Source organism: Actinocorallia populi (assembly GCF_002995495.1).
GTDB lineage: Bacteria > Actinomycetota > Actinomycetes > Streptosporangiales > Streptosporangiaceae > Actinocorallia > Actinocorallia populi.
This window is the reverse complement of the sequence record NZ_PVZV01000013.1, coordinates 39,164-54,662: the sequence shown is the minus strand read 5'-3', so window position 1 is coordinate 54,662 and position 15,499 is coordinate 39,164. Positions and strand designations below refer to the sequence as shown.

General features: G+C 72.0%; 15 protein-coding genes. 3 read left to right on the top strand and 12 right to left on the bottom strand.

Annotated elements, in window-relative coordinates; genetic code table 11:
• Positions 1-18: 18 nt before the first annotated feature.
• Positions 19-870 (bottom strand): hypothetical protein, encoded by an 852-nt coding sequence (locus tag C2865_RS37065; protein ID WP_106403446.1) that lies wholly within the window; start codon positions 868-870, stop codon positions 19-21.
• A gap of 126 nt (positions 871-996) precedes the next feature.
• Here C2865_RS37065 and C2865_RS37060 point away from each other — a divergent pair, with 126 nt between their 5' ends.
• Positions 997-2,157: an amidase family protein gene (locus C2865_RS37060; RefSeq protein WP_198653868.1), complete on the top strand. Its 1,161-nt coding sequence runs from the start codon at positions 997-999 to the stop codon at positions 2,155-2,157.
• A 70-nt stretch (positions 2,158-2,227) separates the two neighbouring features.
• Here the strand turns inward: C2865_RS37060 and C2865_RS37055 are convergent, their stop codons facing one another.
• The 3 genes from C2865_RS37055 to C2865_RS37045 form a co-directional block, all read right to left on the bottom strand.
• Positions 2,228-3,217, bottom strand: a complete 990-nt coding sequence (locus C2865_RS37055) for a malate dehydrogenase (protein WP_106403444.1) — start codon at positions 3,215-3,217, stop codon at positions 2,228-2,230.
• A gap of 137 nt (positions 3,218-3,354) precedes the next feature.
• Positions 3,355-4,572, bottom strand: coding sequence for an NADP-dependent isocitrate dehydrogenase (locus tag C2865_RS37050; protein ID WP_106403443.1), 1,218 nt, complete (start codon positions 4,570-4,572; stop codon positions 3,355-3,357).
• 122 nt (positions 4,573-4,694) lie between these two features.
• Positions 4,695-4,982 (bottom strand): DUF3017 domain-containing protein, encoded by a 288-nt coding sequence (locus tag C2865_RS37045; protein WP_106403442.1) that lies wholly within the window; start codon positions 4,980-4,982, stop codon positions 4,695-4,697.
• Between the two features lie 135 nt (positions 4,983-5,117).
• On the opposite strand from C2865_RS37045, the gene C2865_RS37040 reads away from it, so the two are divergent.
• Positions 5,118-5,798, top strand: coding sequence for an FHA domain-containing protein (locus C2865_RS37040; RefSeq protein ID WP_106403441.1), 681 nt, complete (start codon positions 5,118-5,120; stop codon positions 5,796-5,798).
• A gap of 252 nt (positions 5,799-6,050) precedes the next feature.
• On the opposite strand, the gene C2865_RS37035 is transcribed toward C2865_RS37040, so the two are convergent.
• The 5 genes from C2865_RS37035 to purN form a co-directional block, all read right to left on the bottom strand.
• Positions 6,051-6,902 carry a bifunctional methylenetetrahydrofolate dehydrogenase/methenyltetrahydrofolate cyclohydrolase gene (locus tag C2865_RS37035; protein ID WP_106403534.1) on the bottom strand — a complete coding sequence of 284 codons (852 nt, stop codon included), beginning with the start codon at positions 6,900-6,902 and terminating at the stop codon, positions 6,051-6,053.
• A gap of 72 nt (positions 6,903-6,974) precedes the next feature.
• Positions 6,975-8,054 (bottom strand): DNA glycosylase AlkZ-like family protein, encoded by a 1,080-nt coding sequence (locus C2865_RS37030; RefSeq protein WP_106403440.1) that lies wholly within the window; start codon positions 8,052-8,054, stop codon positions 6,975-6,977.
• A gap of 90 nt (positions 8,055-8,144) precedes the next feature.
• Positions 8,145-8,294: a hypothetical protein gene (locus tag C2865_RS39800; protein WP_157964073.1), complete on the bottom strand. Its 150-nt coding sequence runs from the start codon at positions 8,292-8,294 to the stop codon at positions 8,145-8,147.
• A gap of 335 nt (positions 8,295-8,629) precedes the next feature.
• Positions 8,630-10,189 carry a bifunctional phosphoribosylaminoimidazolecarboxamide formyltransferase/IMP cyclohydrolase gene (gene purH, locus C2865_RS37025; RefSeq protein ID WP_106403439.1) on the bottom strand — a complete coding sequence of 520 codons (1,560 nt, stop codon included), beginning with the start codon at positions 10,187-10,189 and terminating at the stop codon, positions 8,630-8,632.
• Between the two features lie 39 nt (positions 10,190-10,228).
• Positions 10,229-10,867 carry a phosphoribosylglycinamide formyltransferase gene (purN, locus tag C2865_RS37020; protein ID WP_106403438.1) on the bottom strand — a complete coding sequence of 213 codons (639 nt, stop codon included), beginning with the start codon at positions 10,865-10,867 and terminating at the stop codon, positions 10,229-10,231.
• 157 nt (positions 10,868-11,024) lie between these two features.
• Here purN and C2865_RS37015 point away from each other — a divergent pair, with 157 nt between their 5' ends.
• On the top strand, positions 11,025-11,426 hold the full coding sequence (locus C2865_RS37015; RefSeq protein ID WP_106403437.1) for a hypothetical protein: 402 nt from the start codon (positions 11,025-11,027) through the stop codon (positions 11,424-11,426).
• 30 nt (positions 11,427-11,456) lie between these two features.
• Here the strand turns inward: C2865_RS37015 and C2865_RS37010 are convergent, their stop codons facing one another.
• The 3 genes from C2865_RS37010 to sucC form a co-directional block, all read right to left on the bottom strand.
• Entirely contained in the window at positions 11,457-13,049 is a 1,593-nt protein-coding gene (locus C2865_RS37010; protein WP_157964072.1) for a cell division protein PerM, read from the bottom strand.
• 312 nt (positions 13,050-13,361) lie between these two features.
• Positions 13,362-14,249: a succinate--CoA ligase subunit alpha gene (sucD, locus tag C2865_RS37005; RefSeq protein ID WP_106403435.1), complete on the bottom strand. Its 888-nt coding sequence runs from the start codon at positions 14,247-14,249 to the stop codon at positions 13,362-13,364.
• Positions 14,249-15,433: an ADP-forming succinate--CoA ligase subunit beta gene (gene sucC, locus C2865_RS37000; RefSeq protein WP_106403434.1), complete on the bottom strand. Its 1,185-nt coding sequence runs from the start codon at positions 15,431-15,433 to the stop codon at positions 14,249-14,251. The genes sucD and sucC overlap by 1 nt, the downstream gene beginning before the upstream one ends.
• Positions 15,434-15,499: the final 66 nt, after the last annotated feature.

The window sequence follows — 15,499 nt, the reverse complement described above, 5'->3', positions numbered from 1 at the left end:
AAGCCGCCTTGGCCGGAATCACCGGCGAATGATCCGAATCGTAGTAATCGCCGAGTTGTTCGCGGGAAGGACGTCACCCGTGCGGTCCGCTCCGGCCGTCGCGTAGACCTCGGCGCTGCGCCTCGCGTCCGCCGGCACCCGCAGCGTGAAGCTCCGCCACGCCGACTCCCCCGGCATGAGCGTCCCGATCCGCCGCTCACCCCGGCGTGCCTCGCTCCCCGCCGCCAGCCACACGCCCCGCGCCGTCCGCGGCCCCCGGTTGACGACCTGCGCCCGCAGGACGAAGTCCCGCCCGGCCACCACCTCCCGGGGAGGCCGCACCCGCACCGCCAGGTCGGTGCCGGGCCGCACCCGCACCACCGACCTCGCACTGGCCCCGCCCGCCCGCGCGACCAGCAGCTGCCGCCCCCGCGCGTCGGCGTCCACGATCCCCCAGATGGGGACGTCACGGCGGGCGTGCGGCGGCAGCGCGCCCAGCTCGCACACCACCCGTCCCGCGTCCTCCCGGCAGCCCCGCCCCAGCCCGATGACCGACACGCCCTCCGGCTTGCGCACGGTCATCCGCGCCCGCGGCAACCGCGACTCCCCCGGATTGCGCACCTCGATCCGGTAGTCCACGAGCCCTCCCGGCCGCACCGCGCCCCGCGGCCGCGCCTCCACCGAGAGACGCACGCCCGACCGCGCGCTGCCCGCGGCCGAACGCGAGCCGTCACGCGCCGCACGATCCGCTGAGAGACCCACGCCTGACGGCGCGCTGCCCGCGGCCGAACGCGAGCCATGCGCCGCGTGGTCGGCCCGCGCCGATCCCGACAGGATCCCTCCCAGCACCACCGCCGCCAGTCCCGCCCCGACCCGCCCGCCCCACCGCATCCGACACCCTCCACTCCGCGATCACGGCGGGCAGGCTACCGATCACGGCGGGTACCGGCGGGCACGACACTCCGTCTCTTGTCCTTCGTTGGCCCGGCACCGCACAAGAACGGCGAGAATGCTTCCGTGCAGGAAATCGACCCGATGATCCCTTGGCTCTCCCTCGCCCCTGGCGGGCCTTGCGTCCCCGGCCCCCTCGCCGGGCTGAGTTTCGCGGCCAAGGACGTCATCGACGTGGCGGGCCTCCCCACCGGCGCGGGCCACCCCCTCTGGCTCGAAACCCACCCCGTGCCCGACCGGGACGCCGCCGTCGTCACCCGCCTCCGCGAAGCGGGCGCCACCTTCGCCGGCAAGACCCACACCGACGAACTCGCCTACAGCCTCGCCGGCACCAACCACCACTACGGATCGCCCCGCAACCCCGCCGCCCCCGGCCACCTGACCGGCGGCTCCTCCAGCGGCTCCGCCTCCGCCGTCGCCTCCGGCCTGGCCGACATCGGCCTCGGCACCGACACCGCCGGATCCTGCCGCGTCCCCGCCGCCTTCACCGGCCTCTACGGCCTGCGCCCCACCCACTCCCGCGTCCCTCGCACCGGCTGCGTCCCCCTCGCCCCCTCCTTCGACGTCCCGGGCGCGATCACCCGCACCCCCGACGTCCTCCGCCGGGCCGCGGAGGCCCTCCTGGACCCCCGTCCCGAGCACCCCGCCCCGACCTGGCTCCTGCTCCCGGACGACCTGTGGCATCCCGTCCCGGCCCAGCTCAGGGCCGCCCTGCGCCCCTCCCTGGACGCCCTGCGCCGGCTCCTCAGGACCGACCGCACCCCGCTGTTCCGCGGCCCCGACGCCTGGCGCGCCGCCGTCGCCGCCCACACCACCGTCCAGGGCAGCGAGGCCTGGGCCGCACACGGCGACTGGATCACCCGCGAGTCCCCGGAGTTCGGTCCCGGCGTGGCGGCCCGCCTCGACCGCGCCTCGAAGATCACCTCCGCCGAGGCGGCCCGCGCCCGCGCCGCGCTGGCCGATACCGCGGCCCTGCTGCGCGCCCGACTCCGCGACACCGTCCTGGTCGTCCCGACCGCCCCCATGACGCCCCCGCCCCTGACCGCCCCGGGCGACCGCAGCCGCCTCCTGCCCTACGCCTGCCTGGCGCCCATCGCCGGAGCCCCCGCCCTGAGCCTGCCCGCGGGCACCCTGGACGGCCTGCCCGTCGCCCTCTCCCTCATCGGCCCGCCCGACTCCGACGAGCGCCTCCTGGCCCTCGCCGAGGCCCTGCGGGACGCCGCCTGACCCGGGACCGCGCCCCTGACATGGGAAAAGCCCCGGAACACCGTTCCGGGGCCCTGCTGCCGAAGCCGGCTCAGATGAGGCCGAGCTGCTTGACGGCGTCGCGCTCCTCGACGAGCTCGGCGACCGTGGCGTCGATGCGGGCGCGGGAGAACTCGTTGACCTCCAGGCCCTGGACGATCTCCCACTTGCCGTTCTTCGACACGACGGGGAAGGAGGAGATGATGCCCTCGGCCACGCCGTAGGAGCCGTCCGACGGGATGGCGGCCGAGGTCCAGTCGCCCTCGGGGGTGCCGTTGACCCAGTCGTACACGTGGTCGATGGCGGCGTTGGCGGCCGAGGCGGCCGAGGAGGCGCCGCGGGCCTCGATGATGGCGGCGCCGCGCTTGGCCACCGTCGGGATGAAGGTGTCGGCCAGCCATGCCTCGTCGTTCACGACCTCGGCGGCGTTCTTGCCGGCGACCTCGGCGTGGAAGATGTCCGGGTACTGGGTGGCGGAGTGGTTGCCCCAGATCGTCAGCTTCTTGATGTCGGCGACCGTGGTGCCGGTCTTGGCGGCCAGCTGGGACAGCGCCCGGTTGTGGTCGAGGCGGGTCATCGCGGTGAACCGCTCGGCCGGGACGTCCGGGGCCGCGGCCGACGCGATGAGCGCGTTGGTGTTGGCCGGGTTGCCGACGACCAGGACGCGGATGTCGTCGGCCGCGCCGTCGTTGATCGCCTTGCCCTGCGGGCCGAAGATGCCGCCGTTGGCCTCCAGCAGGTCGCCGCGCTCCATGCCCTTGGTGCGCGGGCGGGCGCCCACCAGCAGGGCGACGTTCGCGCCGGCGAACCCGTCGGCGGGGTTGTCGAAGATGTCGATCCCGGCCAGCAGCGGGAACGCGCAGTCGTCCAGCTCCATCGCGGTGCCCTCGGCGGCCTTGACCGCCTGGGGAATCTCCAGCAGCCGCAGCTTCACCGGTACGTCGGCGCCGAGCAGCTGGCCGGACGCGATGCGGAACAGCAGGGCGTAGCCGATCTGGCCGGCCGCGCCGGTGACGGTGACGTTGACAGGGGTGCGTGCCATTTTCGCGTTCACTCCAAGAAGGGCGGGATCTCTCGGTATCGAGATACTGCGCCTCTCAGGCTATCGTCCCGGCACATGCGAGGAGCCGCGCACCCCTGACGAGGTGCGCGGCTCCGGTGACGCCTGGAAGACGGACGCTACTGGCCGATCTTCTTCTGCAGGTTGACGTCGAGGGCGTGGAGGAACTCCTCGGTGGTCAGCCACGGCGTGTCGTTCCCGACGAGCAGGGCCAGGTCCTTGGTCATCTGGCCGGCCTCGACGGTCTCGATGCAGACCTGCTCGAGCTTGTCGGCGAACTCGGTGACCGCGGGGGTGCCGTCCAGCTTGCCGCGGTGGGCCAGGCCGCGGGTCCACGCGAAGATCGAGGCGATCGGGTTGGTGGAGGTGGGCTTGCCCTGCTGGTGCTGGCGGTAGTGCCGGGTCACGGTGCCGTGCGCGGCCTCGGCCTCGACGGTCCTGCCGTCGGGGGTCATCAGCACGGAGGTCATCAGGCCCAGGGAGCCGAAGCCCTGCGCGACGATGTCGGACTGCACGTCGCCGTCGTAGTTCTTGCAGGCCCAGACGAACCCGCCCTCCCACTTGAGCGCCGCGGCGACCATGTCGTCGATCAGGCGGTGCTCGTAGGTCAGGCCGGCCGCGTCGAACTCGGCCTTGAACTCCGCGTCGAAGATCTCCTGGAAGATGTCCTTGAAGCGGCCGTCGTAGGCCTTCAGGATCGTGTTCTTCGTGGACATGTACAGCGGGAACCTGCGGTCCAGGGCGTAGCGCATGGTGGCGCGCGCGAAGTCCCGGATCGAGTCGTCGAAGTTGTACATGCCCATGGCGATGCCGCCGCCGGGGAACTTGGCGACCTCGAACTCCATCGGCTCCGAGCCGTCCTCGGGCACGTAGGAGATCGTCACGGTGCCCGGGCCGGGGACCACGAAGTCGGTGGCGCGGTACTGGTCGCCGTGGGCGTGGCGGCCGATGATGATCGGCTGGGTCCAGCCGGGGACGAGGCGCGGGATCGTCTGCATGACGATCGGCTCGCGGAACACGACGCCACCGAGGATGTTGCGGATCGTTCCATTGGGGGAACGCCACATCTTCTTCAGCCCGAACTCCTCGACGCGCGCTTCGTCGGGAGTGATGGTCGCGCACTTGACGCCGACGCCGTACTGCTTGATGGCGTTGGCGGAGTCGACGGTGACCTGGTCGTCCGTGGCATCGCGGTTCTCGATGCTCAGGTCGTAGTACTTCAGGTCGACGTCGAGGTACGGCAGGATCAGCTGGTCCTTGATGAACTGCCAGATGATCCGGGTCATCTCGTCGCCGTCGAGCTCGACGACCGGTCCCTCTACTTTGATCTTGGGCATGGCTGGTGGCTTCCCTTTCCTCGCCCCTGCGGTCCCTTGTAAGGCTCTTGGGGAGGGTATCGAAGGGGGTGCACAGGTCTAGACCTGCACCCCGGGTTTTCGATAGTTGACAAAGTTCTCACTTACCCGCCAGGGGCGGTCCAGGCAAAAAGCGCCAGACCCAGTCCCAACAAGGCCATGACCGTGATGTCCGTCACCCTTTTGCGGGTGACGAGGAATCCCAGTCTCTCCTCGGGCAGGAAAGCTCGGAAGGCCGCGGCGCACAACATCGACGCGGCCATGATGTAGGCACCCAAGCGGAAGTTCTGCCAGGAGGCGAAAAGCCCTCCCAGTACTCCGACGAGAACGATCGCGTAGGGAACGTGCCCGGCAAGCCGTCCCTTGGCGCGTTCTCCCTGCTCGGTTGTCATCACTCCGTGAGTTTAGCCCTCGCCATGGCAAACCCCGGACCGTTGAAAGTTCTACCCACCAGTAGGTGGGTGTGACCGTGTCAACGCCGGGTAACCCGCACGACAGGGGTCGCTAACTGAGTGGGAGGAACCACAGTGGAGGGGCCGTTCATACGGATCGAGGACAGTGGCGCGGTCATCCCGCTACGTCCCGACGTCACGACGGTCGGCAGAGGAAAGGGGGTGGACATCCGCCTGGAGGACCCGAGCGTCTCCCGGCTGCACGCGGAACTGGTGCGGCGGGGACCCTACGTCTATGTCGTGGACATGGGCCTGTCGCGCAACGGCACCAGGGTCAACGGACGTCCGATCGCCCGCAGGGTCCTCGAAGACGGCGACGTGATCAGCTTCGGGTCCGCCCGGGGCAGGCTGGGGGGCATCCCCCGTGAGGAGGTGGATCCGGAGGTCGAACTGCGCCGGGCCGTGGCGCCCGAGCTCACCCGCCGTGAGATCGACGTGCTGACGGCGCTGTGCCGTCCGGCCCTGTCGGACGCGGCGTTCGTCGCCCCCGCGACGGCCAGGGACATCGCGGCCGAACTGGTCGTGACCGAGGCGGCGGTGAAGCAGCACCTGCTTCGCCTGTACCAGAAGTTCCGTGTCCCGGAGGGCATCAACCGCCGTACCCGTCTGGCCAACGAGGTCATCGCCATGGGCCTGGTCCGCCCCCTGCCGACGGTCAAGGTACCGCCGCAGGCTCAGCGCACCATGCCCCTCACCCAGGAGCCGCGCCGTCCGGGCATCGCCGCGCGGACCCCCGTCACCCGCCGGGCCAGCTGAGGAGGACCCGCACGGGGCAGTGCGGGACAGCAGGGTCCGACGAAGAGCAGTACCGGTCCGGGGGACGGCCCCCGGACCCTCGAAAGCCGGTCAGACGATCCCCGCCTCACCGCGGCCGTCTGACCGGGGCCCAGCCGGCAGAGGGGCCGGCTGGGCGAGCGGCATCCGGCCGGGGGGCGACCCCCGGATCCCCGAAAGGCGACAGCCGGTCCTCGTCCCGACGCGGCCGACTGTCGCCGGATGGAGCACGTCCTAGCGCGCGGAGGCCTCCGCGGACTCCACGACGTTCGACAGGAGCATCGCACGCGTCATGGGCCCCACCCCGCCGGGGTTGGGCGCGACCCAGCCCGCCACCTCCGAGACGGCGAAGGAGACGTCTCCGGCGAGCTTCCCGTCGACCCGGGAGACCCCGACGTCGAGCACGGCCGCACCGGGCTTGACCATGTCGGCGGTGATCAGCCCCGGGACGCCGGCGGCGGCCACGATGATGTCGGCCCGCCGGGTGTGGCGGACGAGGTCGCGGGTGCCGGTGTGGCACAGCGTCACCGTGGAGTTCTCGCTGCGGCGGGTGAGCAGCAGGCCGAGCGGGCGGCCGACGGTCAGGCCGCGGCCGATGACCACGACCTCCGCGCCGTCCAGCGGCACCTCGTAGCGCCGCAGCAGCGCGACGATGCCCTTGGGCGTGCAGGGGAGCGGCGCGTCCTTCATCATCACCAGCCGGCCGAGGTTGACCGGGTGCAGCCCGTCCGCGTCCTTGGCCGGGTCGATGAGCTCCAGCACCCGCTGCTCGTCCAGACCCCTGGGCAGCGGGAGCTGGACGATGTACCCGGTGCAGGCGGGGTCGGCGTTGAGCTCGGCGACCGCCTGCTCGACCTGCTCCTGGGCGGCGTCGGCCGGCAGGTCCCGGCGGATGGAGGTGATGCCGACCTCGGCGCAGTCCCGGTGCTTCATCCCCACGTAGGCCTGGCTGCCCGGGTCGTCGCCGACCAGGACGGTTCCCAGCCCCACCGCGACCCCCCGGTCCCCCAGCGCGGCGACCCGCCGCTGGAGGTCCTTCTTGATCTCGGCCGCCGTGGCCTTGCCGTCCAGAATCCGTGCGCTCATCGACACCGCTCTCTCTCCGCCACTGTCGCCCCCATTGTTCCAGGGCGGGCGGGGAGCGCGGTGCCGGGTGCTCTATACGAGCGCGTGCGGGCGCACGCTGTCGGGGGCGGTGCCGCGCACGTCGGCGAGTTCGTCCCTGATGAACGTCTCGGCCCGTTCCACCGCCTCGTACAGGGCGTCGTCGGGGCGGGTCCAGGTGGTCCAGGCGATGGTGCCGTCGTCGGCGTCGAAGTTCCAGAAGCCGACGACCCTGCCCCGGTCGAAGACGGGCTGGGCGGGCAGGCCGCGCAGGCCGGCGTGCTCGGGGTCGAGCACGGCACCCAGGTCGTGCCGCAGCCGGTGGAGGCCGTCCAGGGCGCTGACCAGGGCGTAGGACGGGGTGCGCGGCGGGGTGTAGTCGCCGAACTCGTCCACGTCCCGGATGAGCAGGTCCCCGTCGACCTGCCGGTGCAGGCCGAGGGGTTCGACGGCGCTTCGCGCGGCGGCCTCGGACAGGCCGCTGAAGCGGCGGAAGTGCTCGAGGGAGGCCGCGCCGATCCAGGCCCAGTACCGCTCGGCCAGGGCCAGCCTGGCGTCCTCGCCCTCGGGTTCGGGGGGCGGGTCCGCCCAGCGCGTGTAGCCGTGCTCGGGCCGGTCGAGCCTGCCCTCCAGCGGGACGCGTCTGATCGCTCCGGCCGTCTGGAGCAGGGCCAGCGCGGCGAGGCGGGTGTGCTCGCCGGCCTCGCCCTCGGGCAGCAGGCCGGCCAGGTCGAGGTCGGACAGGTCGGTCGGGGTGTCGCCGATCGCCTCGTAGAGCACCTCGACGACCTTGTCGAGCAGCCGGTGGTCGACCCCGTGCCGTTCGCTGGCCCGCACCTCGGCGCGGGCGGCCGGTTCACTGGTCCGCAGGCCGAGCCCGTAGTCCTCCTCGGGCAGCACGTAGGCCTGGCCGCGGACGGTGGGGATCTCCCCGATCCTGCCGCCGGCCATCTCCTCGTCGGCCGCCCTGCGGCCGGTTCCGGCACGGCTGAAGAGGGTCAGGTACGGATTGAACCCGCCGGCGGAGCGGGCCCAGCCCGTCCTGGCGAGCACCTCGGCGGGGTCGGCGGCGCCGAGCGAGCCGTCCAGGCCCTGGCGTGCGGCCCAGAAGGCGCGGAGCTTGTCGGAATCCATATCGCCAGTCTCACCGCGCACGGCCGGACCATGAGCGATATGTCCGATTCAGTAGAGGGCTTTGACGCCCCCTGAAGGTGGTGCTCCCGGTTACCGGGCGCCCTCGCGGCGCGCCATCACCCAGTCGGTGAGCTTCCAGCCGCCGTTGGCGGCCAGCATGGCGGCGAACGCCCCCGCGGCCAGGCCGATCAGCTGGCGGCCTTCGGCCAGGGTGCCGGAATTCTCCAGCACGGCACTCATCAGGAACTCCACGGGGACTCCAAGGTAAAAGGCGCTTGGGGCAGAAATCACCGGGAGCCTACCAGTACCTCTCCACAAAAGAGCTCATGATCAGCGGAAACGCCCCCGGACTGACCGGAGGCGCTCCCTACTCGACCACACTAACGGACCGCCCGGCACACGCTCAGCCACCGAGCAACGCGCCGCCGGACGGGCGTGCCCCAGCGGAACGTCCAGCACGCGTCAGCGCGTCCGGTCATGGGGCGGCACGCCGCCAGGCGGGCGTATCTCAACGGAACGTCCAGCACGCCAGCGCACGCCCAGCCACGGGCGGCACGCCGCCAGGCGGGCGTGCCTCAGTGGAAGAAGTGGCGGTTTCCCGTGAAATAGAGGGTGATCCCGGCCTTCTCGCAGGCGGCGATGACCTCGTCGTCGCGGATCGAGCCGCCCGGCTCCACGATCGCCTTCACGCCGCCGGCGATGAGCACCTCGGGGCCGTCGGCGAAGGGGAAGAAGGCGTCCGAGGCCGCCACCGAGCCCGCCGCCCGCTCGCCCGCGCGGTTCACCGCCAGGTGGCAGGAGTCGACGCGGTTGACCTGGCCCATGCCCACTCCGACGGACGCGCCGCCGGAGGCGAGCAGGATCGCGTTGGACTTGACCGAGCGGCAGGCCTTCCAGGCGAACTCCAGGTCGGCCAGGACCTCGGCGGAGGCGGCGGGGCCGGCCTTGAGCTCCCAGTTCGCGGCGCTGTCGCCGGCCTCGGCCACCAGGTCGGCGCCCTGCATCAGCAGGCCGCCGCTGATGGCGCGCAGCTCGGTGCGCGGCTCGCGCGCCAGGTCCTCGGCGACCAGCAGCCGGATGTTCTTCTTGGCCCGCAGGATCTCCAGCGCCCCGTCCTCGAAGCCGGGGGCCACGACGACCTCGGTGAAGACGTCGGCGATCTGCCGTGCCATCTGCACGGTGACCGGGCGGTTGGCCGCGATCACGCCGCCGTACGCCGAGACGGGGTCGCACTCGTGCGCCCTGCGGTGGGCCTCGGCGATGTCGGCGCCGACGGCGATGCCGCACGGGTTGGCGTGCTTGATGATCGCGACGGCGGGCTCGGCGAAGTCGTAGGCGCTGCGGCGCGCGGCGTCGGTGTCGACGTAGTTGTTGTACGACATCTCCTTGCCGTGCAGCTGCTCGGCGGCCGCCAGGCCGCCGGTGCCGTCGGTGTAGAGCGCGGCCCGCTGGTGGGGGTTCTCGCCGTAGCGCAGCACCGCCTGGCGGGTGTGGGTGGAGCCGGTGAACTCCGGCCAGCCGGTCTCGGCGGCGGTCTCGTCCGGGGCGTAGGCGCCGGCGAACCAGGAGGCGACGGCCACGTCGTAGGCGGCGGTGTGCGCGAAGGCCTCACCGGCCAGGCGCCTGCGCTGCTCCAGCGTGAAGCCGCCCTCCGCGGCGGCGGCGAGGACCGCGCCGTAGGCGTCCGGGGAGGTGACGACCGCCACGGACGGGTGGTTCTTGGCAGCGGCGCGCACCATCGTGGGGCCGCCGATGTCGATCTGCTCGACGCACTCGTCCGGCCCGGCGCCGGAGGCGACCGTGGCGGTGAACGGGTAGAGGTTGACGACCACCAGGTCGAACGGCTCGACGTCCAGCTCCGCCAGCTGCCGGACGTGGTCGGGCAGACGCCTGTCGGCCAGGACGCCCGCGTGGACCTTGGGGTGCAGGGTCTTGACCCGCCCGTCCAGGCACTCGGGGAAGCCGGTCAGCTCCTCGACCTTGACCACCGGCACGCCGGCCGCGGCGATGCGCCCCGCGGTCGAGCCGGTCGAGACGATCTCGACGCCGGCCGCGTGCAGGCCCTTCGCCAGTTCCTCCAGCCCCGTCTTGTCGTAGACGCTGACCAGGGCGCGCTTGATTGCGATCCGGCTCACCGGACAGATCCCTTCTCTTCTTCGCCGACCGCCGAGAGGTCAGGCCTCTTCGGGCTCGTCGGTCTTGCAGACCTTGCACTTCAGGGAGACGTGGCGGTCGTCGCGGACGGTCCAGCCGTCGCGGACGAGGCGGCCGACGACGTCGATGAACAACCGGCGCTCGACCTCCTTGATCCGCTCGTGCAGCGAGTCCTCGTCGTCGTGCCAGCGGACGGGAACCGCCTCCTGGGCGATGATCGGCCCGGTGTCCACCCCCGCGTCCACGAAGTGCACGGTGCACCCGGTGACCTTCACCCCGTAGGCGAGGGCGTCGCGGACGGCGTGCGCGCCGGGGAAGGCGGGCAGCAGCGCCGGGTGGGTGTTGACCACGGTGAACCGGTCGAGGAACCGGGGGCCGAGGATCTTCATGAATCCGGCGGAGACCACCAGGTCGGGCCGGTGGGCGGCGACGGCCTCGGTGAGCGCCGCGTCCCAGGAATCCCGGTCCGGATGGTCCACCACTCTTTCCAGGAAAGTGGGTACTCCTGCGGCTTCTGCCCGGACCAATCCCGCTATGTCAGGACGGTCGGCGCCCACAGCAACGACCTGGGCACCATAAGCTGGATCCGCGCATGCCTCGAGCAGCGCCTGGAGATTCGTCCCCGCACCGGAGACGAGAACGACAAGCCGGGCGGTCACCGGAACTCTCCTGAAGGAAGATAATGACGACCCAGGGGCACGCCCTGGAACCTTCGGCGGATGTGTCCGCCGGTCGCAGCCTATCGGCAGAGCCGTTCGCGGTTCACAGCGACCGGCGCCGTGGACCGGCACCGCCGAGAACACCTGGAGGAAATCGGTGAAAGAGCAGAGCCCGGCGGCCACCCTCGACCGGTCCGGACTTCGCGCTCTGTGGCTCGGCCTCGGCGCCCTGCTGTTGACGCCCTTCTTCGCCCCCGCCGGCCTGGTCGCCGGGATCGCCGCCGTGGTGGTGGCGGTCAAGGTGCGCCGCAAGGCCACCGGGCCCACCCCCGGCGCGATCGCGGGCCTGGTCATGGGCCTGGCGGGCGCGCTGTTCTCCGGCCTGATCCTGTCCATGACGGTGTTCCTGTGGAGCGAGCTGAACGGCTACCAGGAGTGCCTGCGCACCGCCAACACCAACACCGACGAGCAGGCGTGCAAGGACTCCTGGCTGCCCAAGATGGAGGACCGGCTCAACATGCCCAAGGGCAGCCTGAGCGAGTACGGCGACCTGCTCTGAGGCGCTGAACCGGGATCGGTCCCGGCGCCTTCAGTCCCGGCGCCGCAGGACGGGTTCGGGATCCACGAACGCGACGGGGTCCGCCGTCCTCGGCGCGGACCCGTCGGGACGGGTCCCGGGTGCCTCCCGCGCGGGCTCGTCCCCCTCGGTCTCGTAGTCGTAGGCGTACTCCTCCCGCCGCTGCTCCCCGCCGTGGGCGTCGGCGTCCTCGACGTCCTCGCGGTCCTTGCGGCGGGTCCGGCGCGAGCGGCGCTCCCGGAACATCCACCAGTTGACCAGCCAGGCCGAGCAGGCCGCGGCCAGGCCCACCTCCAGGGTCGCCAGCAGCCCGATCTGCCACGCCGAGGGCCCCATGGTCGCCATGCGGTGACCGCCCAGCGGCCCGCCGGACAGCGCCGCCAGGACCATCACCGCCCCGCCGGTCAGCACGCCCGACAAGAAGCCCCACAGCGGCGCGGCCTCGTAGACGGCGCTGGGGAAGGAGCGCACGGTCAGCGCGCCGCCGACCGCCCCGGCCAGGAACGGCGCGGCCAGCGCCAGGAGCGAGACCAGCGGAGCGGGGCCGGGTTCGGGCAGCGCGGCCAGCAGCGGGAAGGACGGCAGCGCGCCCAGGAACACCCCGGTCGGCGAGACGCTGGTGCCCGCGCCCACCGAGAAGCCCGGACCGATCGCGAAGGACATGCCCCAGATCACCGCGTTCGGCAGGTAGGCGATCTCCACGAGCACCAGCAGCCCGCCGCCGACGAGGTCGGGGGCGAGCATCCGGTAGACGTCGGCGGCCTCGGCGTGGTGGTAGGCCAGCGAGCCGCCGACCAGGACCGCGCCCGCCGCGGTCAGCACCGCCAGCGCGCCGAGCACGCCGGTCACCACGGACCTGGGGCGGTCGGGCAGCAGCCGCAGCAGCGCGCCCACGCCCGAGCGCACCCGGCCGCGGGACGCCGCGATCGCGCGGGCCGCGCCCAGGCCGCCCGCGGCGAACGCCAGCGAGAAGCACGCCACGAAGGCCTGCCAGGGCGAGGGCTGCAGGCTGGGCGTCCCGGCGATCAGCGCCAGCATCACCGCGAACGTGGCGTAGGGCGCGGCCAGCAGCAGGGCGACCTGGACCACGCCGATCCGCCGCCGGTACCGGTGCTCGGCGGCCCGGATGATCCAGCCGCCGCCCCGGTAGAGCAGCCCGGCGGGCAGCAGGATCAGGCCCAGCGGCAACATCCCCACCCGCCCGACGGACGTGGTGAAGCCCGCGTGGTGGGCCACCAGCCAGAAGTTCACCGCGGTGCGGAACACCCCGGGAAGGCCGGGCCCCAGCGCGGTGCGGGGGGCGGCGATCCAGCCGACGAGCGTGATCGTCATGAGGACGACGAGCCCGAGCCCCACGCACCAGGCCGCGGCGACCATGCCGGTGACGGCCAGCGGGCGGGCGGGCCCGCCGCTGCCCCGCCCGGGGCGTTCGGCGGCCTCCTCGCCGGGCCCGTCCTCCGCGCCCGGCCCCTCCGGCCGGTCCTCCTGCGGGGCGGCGTCGGGTCCGGCGGCCGCCCGCTCCTCGGCCTCCAGGGTCTCCGGCGAGTCGGTGTCCCGGACGATCCGGAGCCTGCGCTTCCCGGAGGGCTGCTCGACTTTGCTCATGCCCGTCATGCTGGCACTCCCGCGCCGCGACCCGCCCCTGCCCGCCCGGCGTGTCGCCGTCGCAACCGGCGAACTCCGATAAACCGGACGAACAACGACCCCGTCGGCTCCGGAAGAGAGAAAGACCGCCTCCCCCGCGAAGGGGGAGGCGGCCCGGGGAAGAGACTCGGGATCAGACGGCCGCAGGGAAGCGAGGATCGGCTGATCCCTCTCGCGGGGGCCTGGGGTCGCCCCCCAGAAAAACACCCGGCCGCGGCGAGGCGCGGACCGGTCGGCCCCGGCGGGGTCCGGGGGTCGCCCCCCGGCCTGCCGCTACAGGTTCTTCATGATCTCGCGCATGAGGCGGGCGGTCTCGCTCGGGGTCTTGCCGACCCGGACGCCGACCTTCTCCAGCGCTTCCTTCTTGGCCTGGGCGGTGCCGGACGAGCCGGAGACGATGGCGCCGGCGTGGCCCATGGTCTTGCCCTCGGGGGCGGTGAAGCCCGCGACGTAGCCCACCACCGGCTTGGTGATGTTCTTCTCGATGTAGGCCGCGGCCCGTTCCTCCGCGTCGCCGCCGATCTCGCCGATCATGACGATCGCGTCGGTCTCGGGGTCGTCCTGGAAGGCCTGCAGGGCGTCGATGTGGGTGGTGCCGATGATCGGGTCACCGCCGATGCCGACGCAGGTCGAGAAGCCGAAGTCGCGCAGCTCGAACATCATCTGGTAGGTCAGGGTGCCGGACTTGGACACCAGGCCGATGCGCCCGCCGGGGGTGATGTCGGCGGGGATGATGCCGGCGTTGGACTTGCCCGGCGAGGCGATGCCGGGGCAGTTCGGGCCGATGATGCGGGTCTTGTTGCCCTTGGCGATGGCGTGGGCCCAGAACTCGGCGGAGTCCTGCACCGGCACGCCCTCGGTGATCACCACGGCGAGCGGGATCTCGGCGTCGATCGCCTCGACCACGGCGTCCTTGGTGAACTTCGGCGGCACGAAGACCACGGACACGTCAGCGCCGGTGGCCTCCATCGCCTCGGCGACGGTGCCGAAGACCTGAAGGTCCTGGCCCTCGAGGGTGATGGTGGTGCCGGCCTTGCGGGCGTTGACGCCGCCGACGACCTTCGCGCCCGAGCGCAGCATGCGGGCGGCGTGCTTGGAGCCCTCGCCGCCGGTGATGCCCTGGACGATGATCTTGCTGTTCTCAGTGAGCCAGATGGCCATTACGCACCTACCGCGGCGAGTTCGGCGGCGCGGCGAGCCGCGTCGTCCATGGTTTCGACCTGCTCGACGCCCTTGAGCGCGGCGTCGTTGAGGATCTGACGGCCAAGCTCGGCGTTGTTGCCGTCGAGCCGGACGACCAGCGGGCGGTCGACGGACTCGCCGCGCGAGGCCAGCAGCTCGTAGGCGGCGACGATGCCGTTGGCGACCGCGTCACAGGCGGTGATGCCGCCGAAGACGTTGACGAAGATCGACTTCACCGCCGGGTCGGAGAGGATGATCTCCAGGCCCGCGGCCATGACCTCGGCCGAGGCGCCGCCGCCGATGTCGAGGAAGTTGGCGGGCTTGGGAGAGCCCGGGAACTCCTCTCCGGCGTAGGCGACGACGTCGAGGGTCGACATGACCAGACCCGCGCCGTTGCCGATGATGCCGACGCTGCCGTCGAGCTTGACGTAGTTGAGGTCCTTGGCCTTGGCCTTGGCCTCCAGGGGGTCGGCCGCGGCCTTGTCCTCGAGGTCGGCCTGGCGCGGCTGGCGGAAGGAGGCGTTCTCGTCCAGCGAGACCTTGCCGTCCAGTGCCCGCACCTGGTCGTCGGCGGTGAGGATCAGCGGGTTGACCTCGACCAGCGTGGCGTCCTCCTTGACGAAGACCTGCCACAGCTTGGCGATGATGTCGGCGGCGCCGTCCACGGCGACCTCGGGCAGCCGGCCCGCGACGGCGATCTCGCGCGCCTTGGCGGCGTCCACGCCGGTCAGCGGGTCGATGGCGATGAGGGCCAGCTTGTCGTGCGGCACGTCCTCGATCTCCACACCGCCTTCGACGGTGCAGATGCTGAGGTAGGTCCGGTTCGCCCGGTCCAGCAGGAAGGAGAAGTAGAACTCCTGCGCGATCGCGCTGCCTTCCTCGACCAGGACCTTGTGGACCGTGTGGCCCTTGATGTCCATGCCGAGGATCTGGTCGGCCAGGGCCTCCGCCTCGTCGGCGGTGTCGGCCAGCTTCACGCCGCCTGCCTTGCCGCGGCCGCCGGTCTTGACCTGGGCCTTGATGACGACCTTCTTGCTGCCGGCCGCGAAGAGCGCTTCGGCGTGGGTCCGGGCCTCGGCCGCGGTCTTGGCGACCTTGCCGGTGGGCACCGGTACGCCGTACTCGGCGAAGAGTTCCTTCGCCTGATGTTCGAACAGGTCCACGAGGAGAAGTCCTTCTGAGGGATCGACGGGTGATGACCGCACGTGCGGTAATCACGGCGGTCCGCT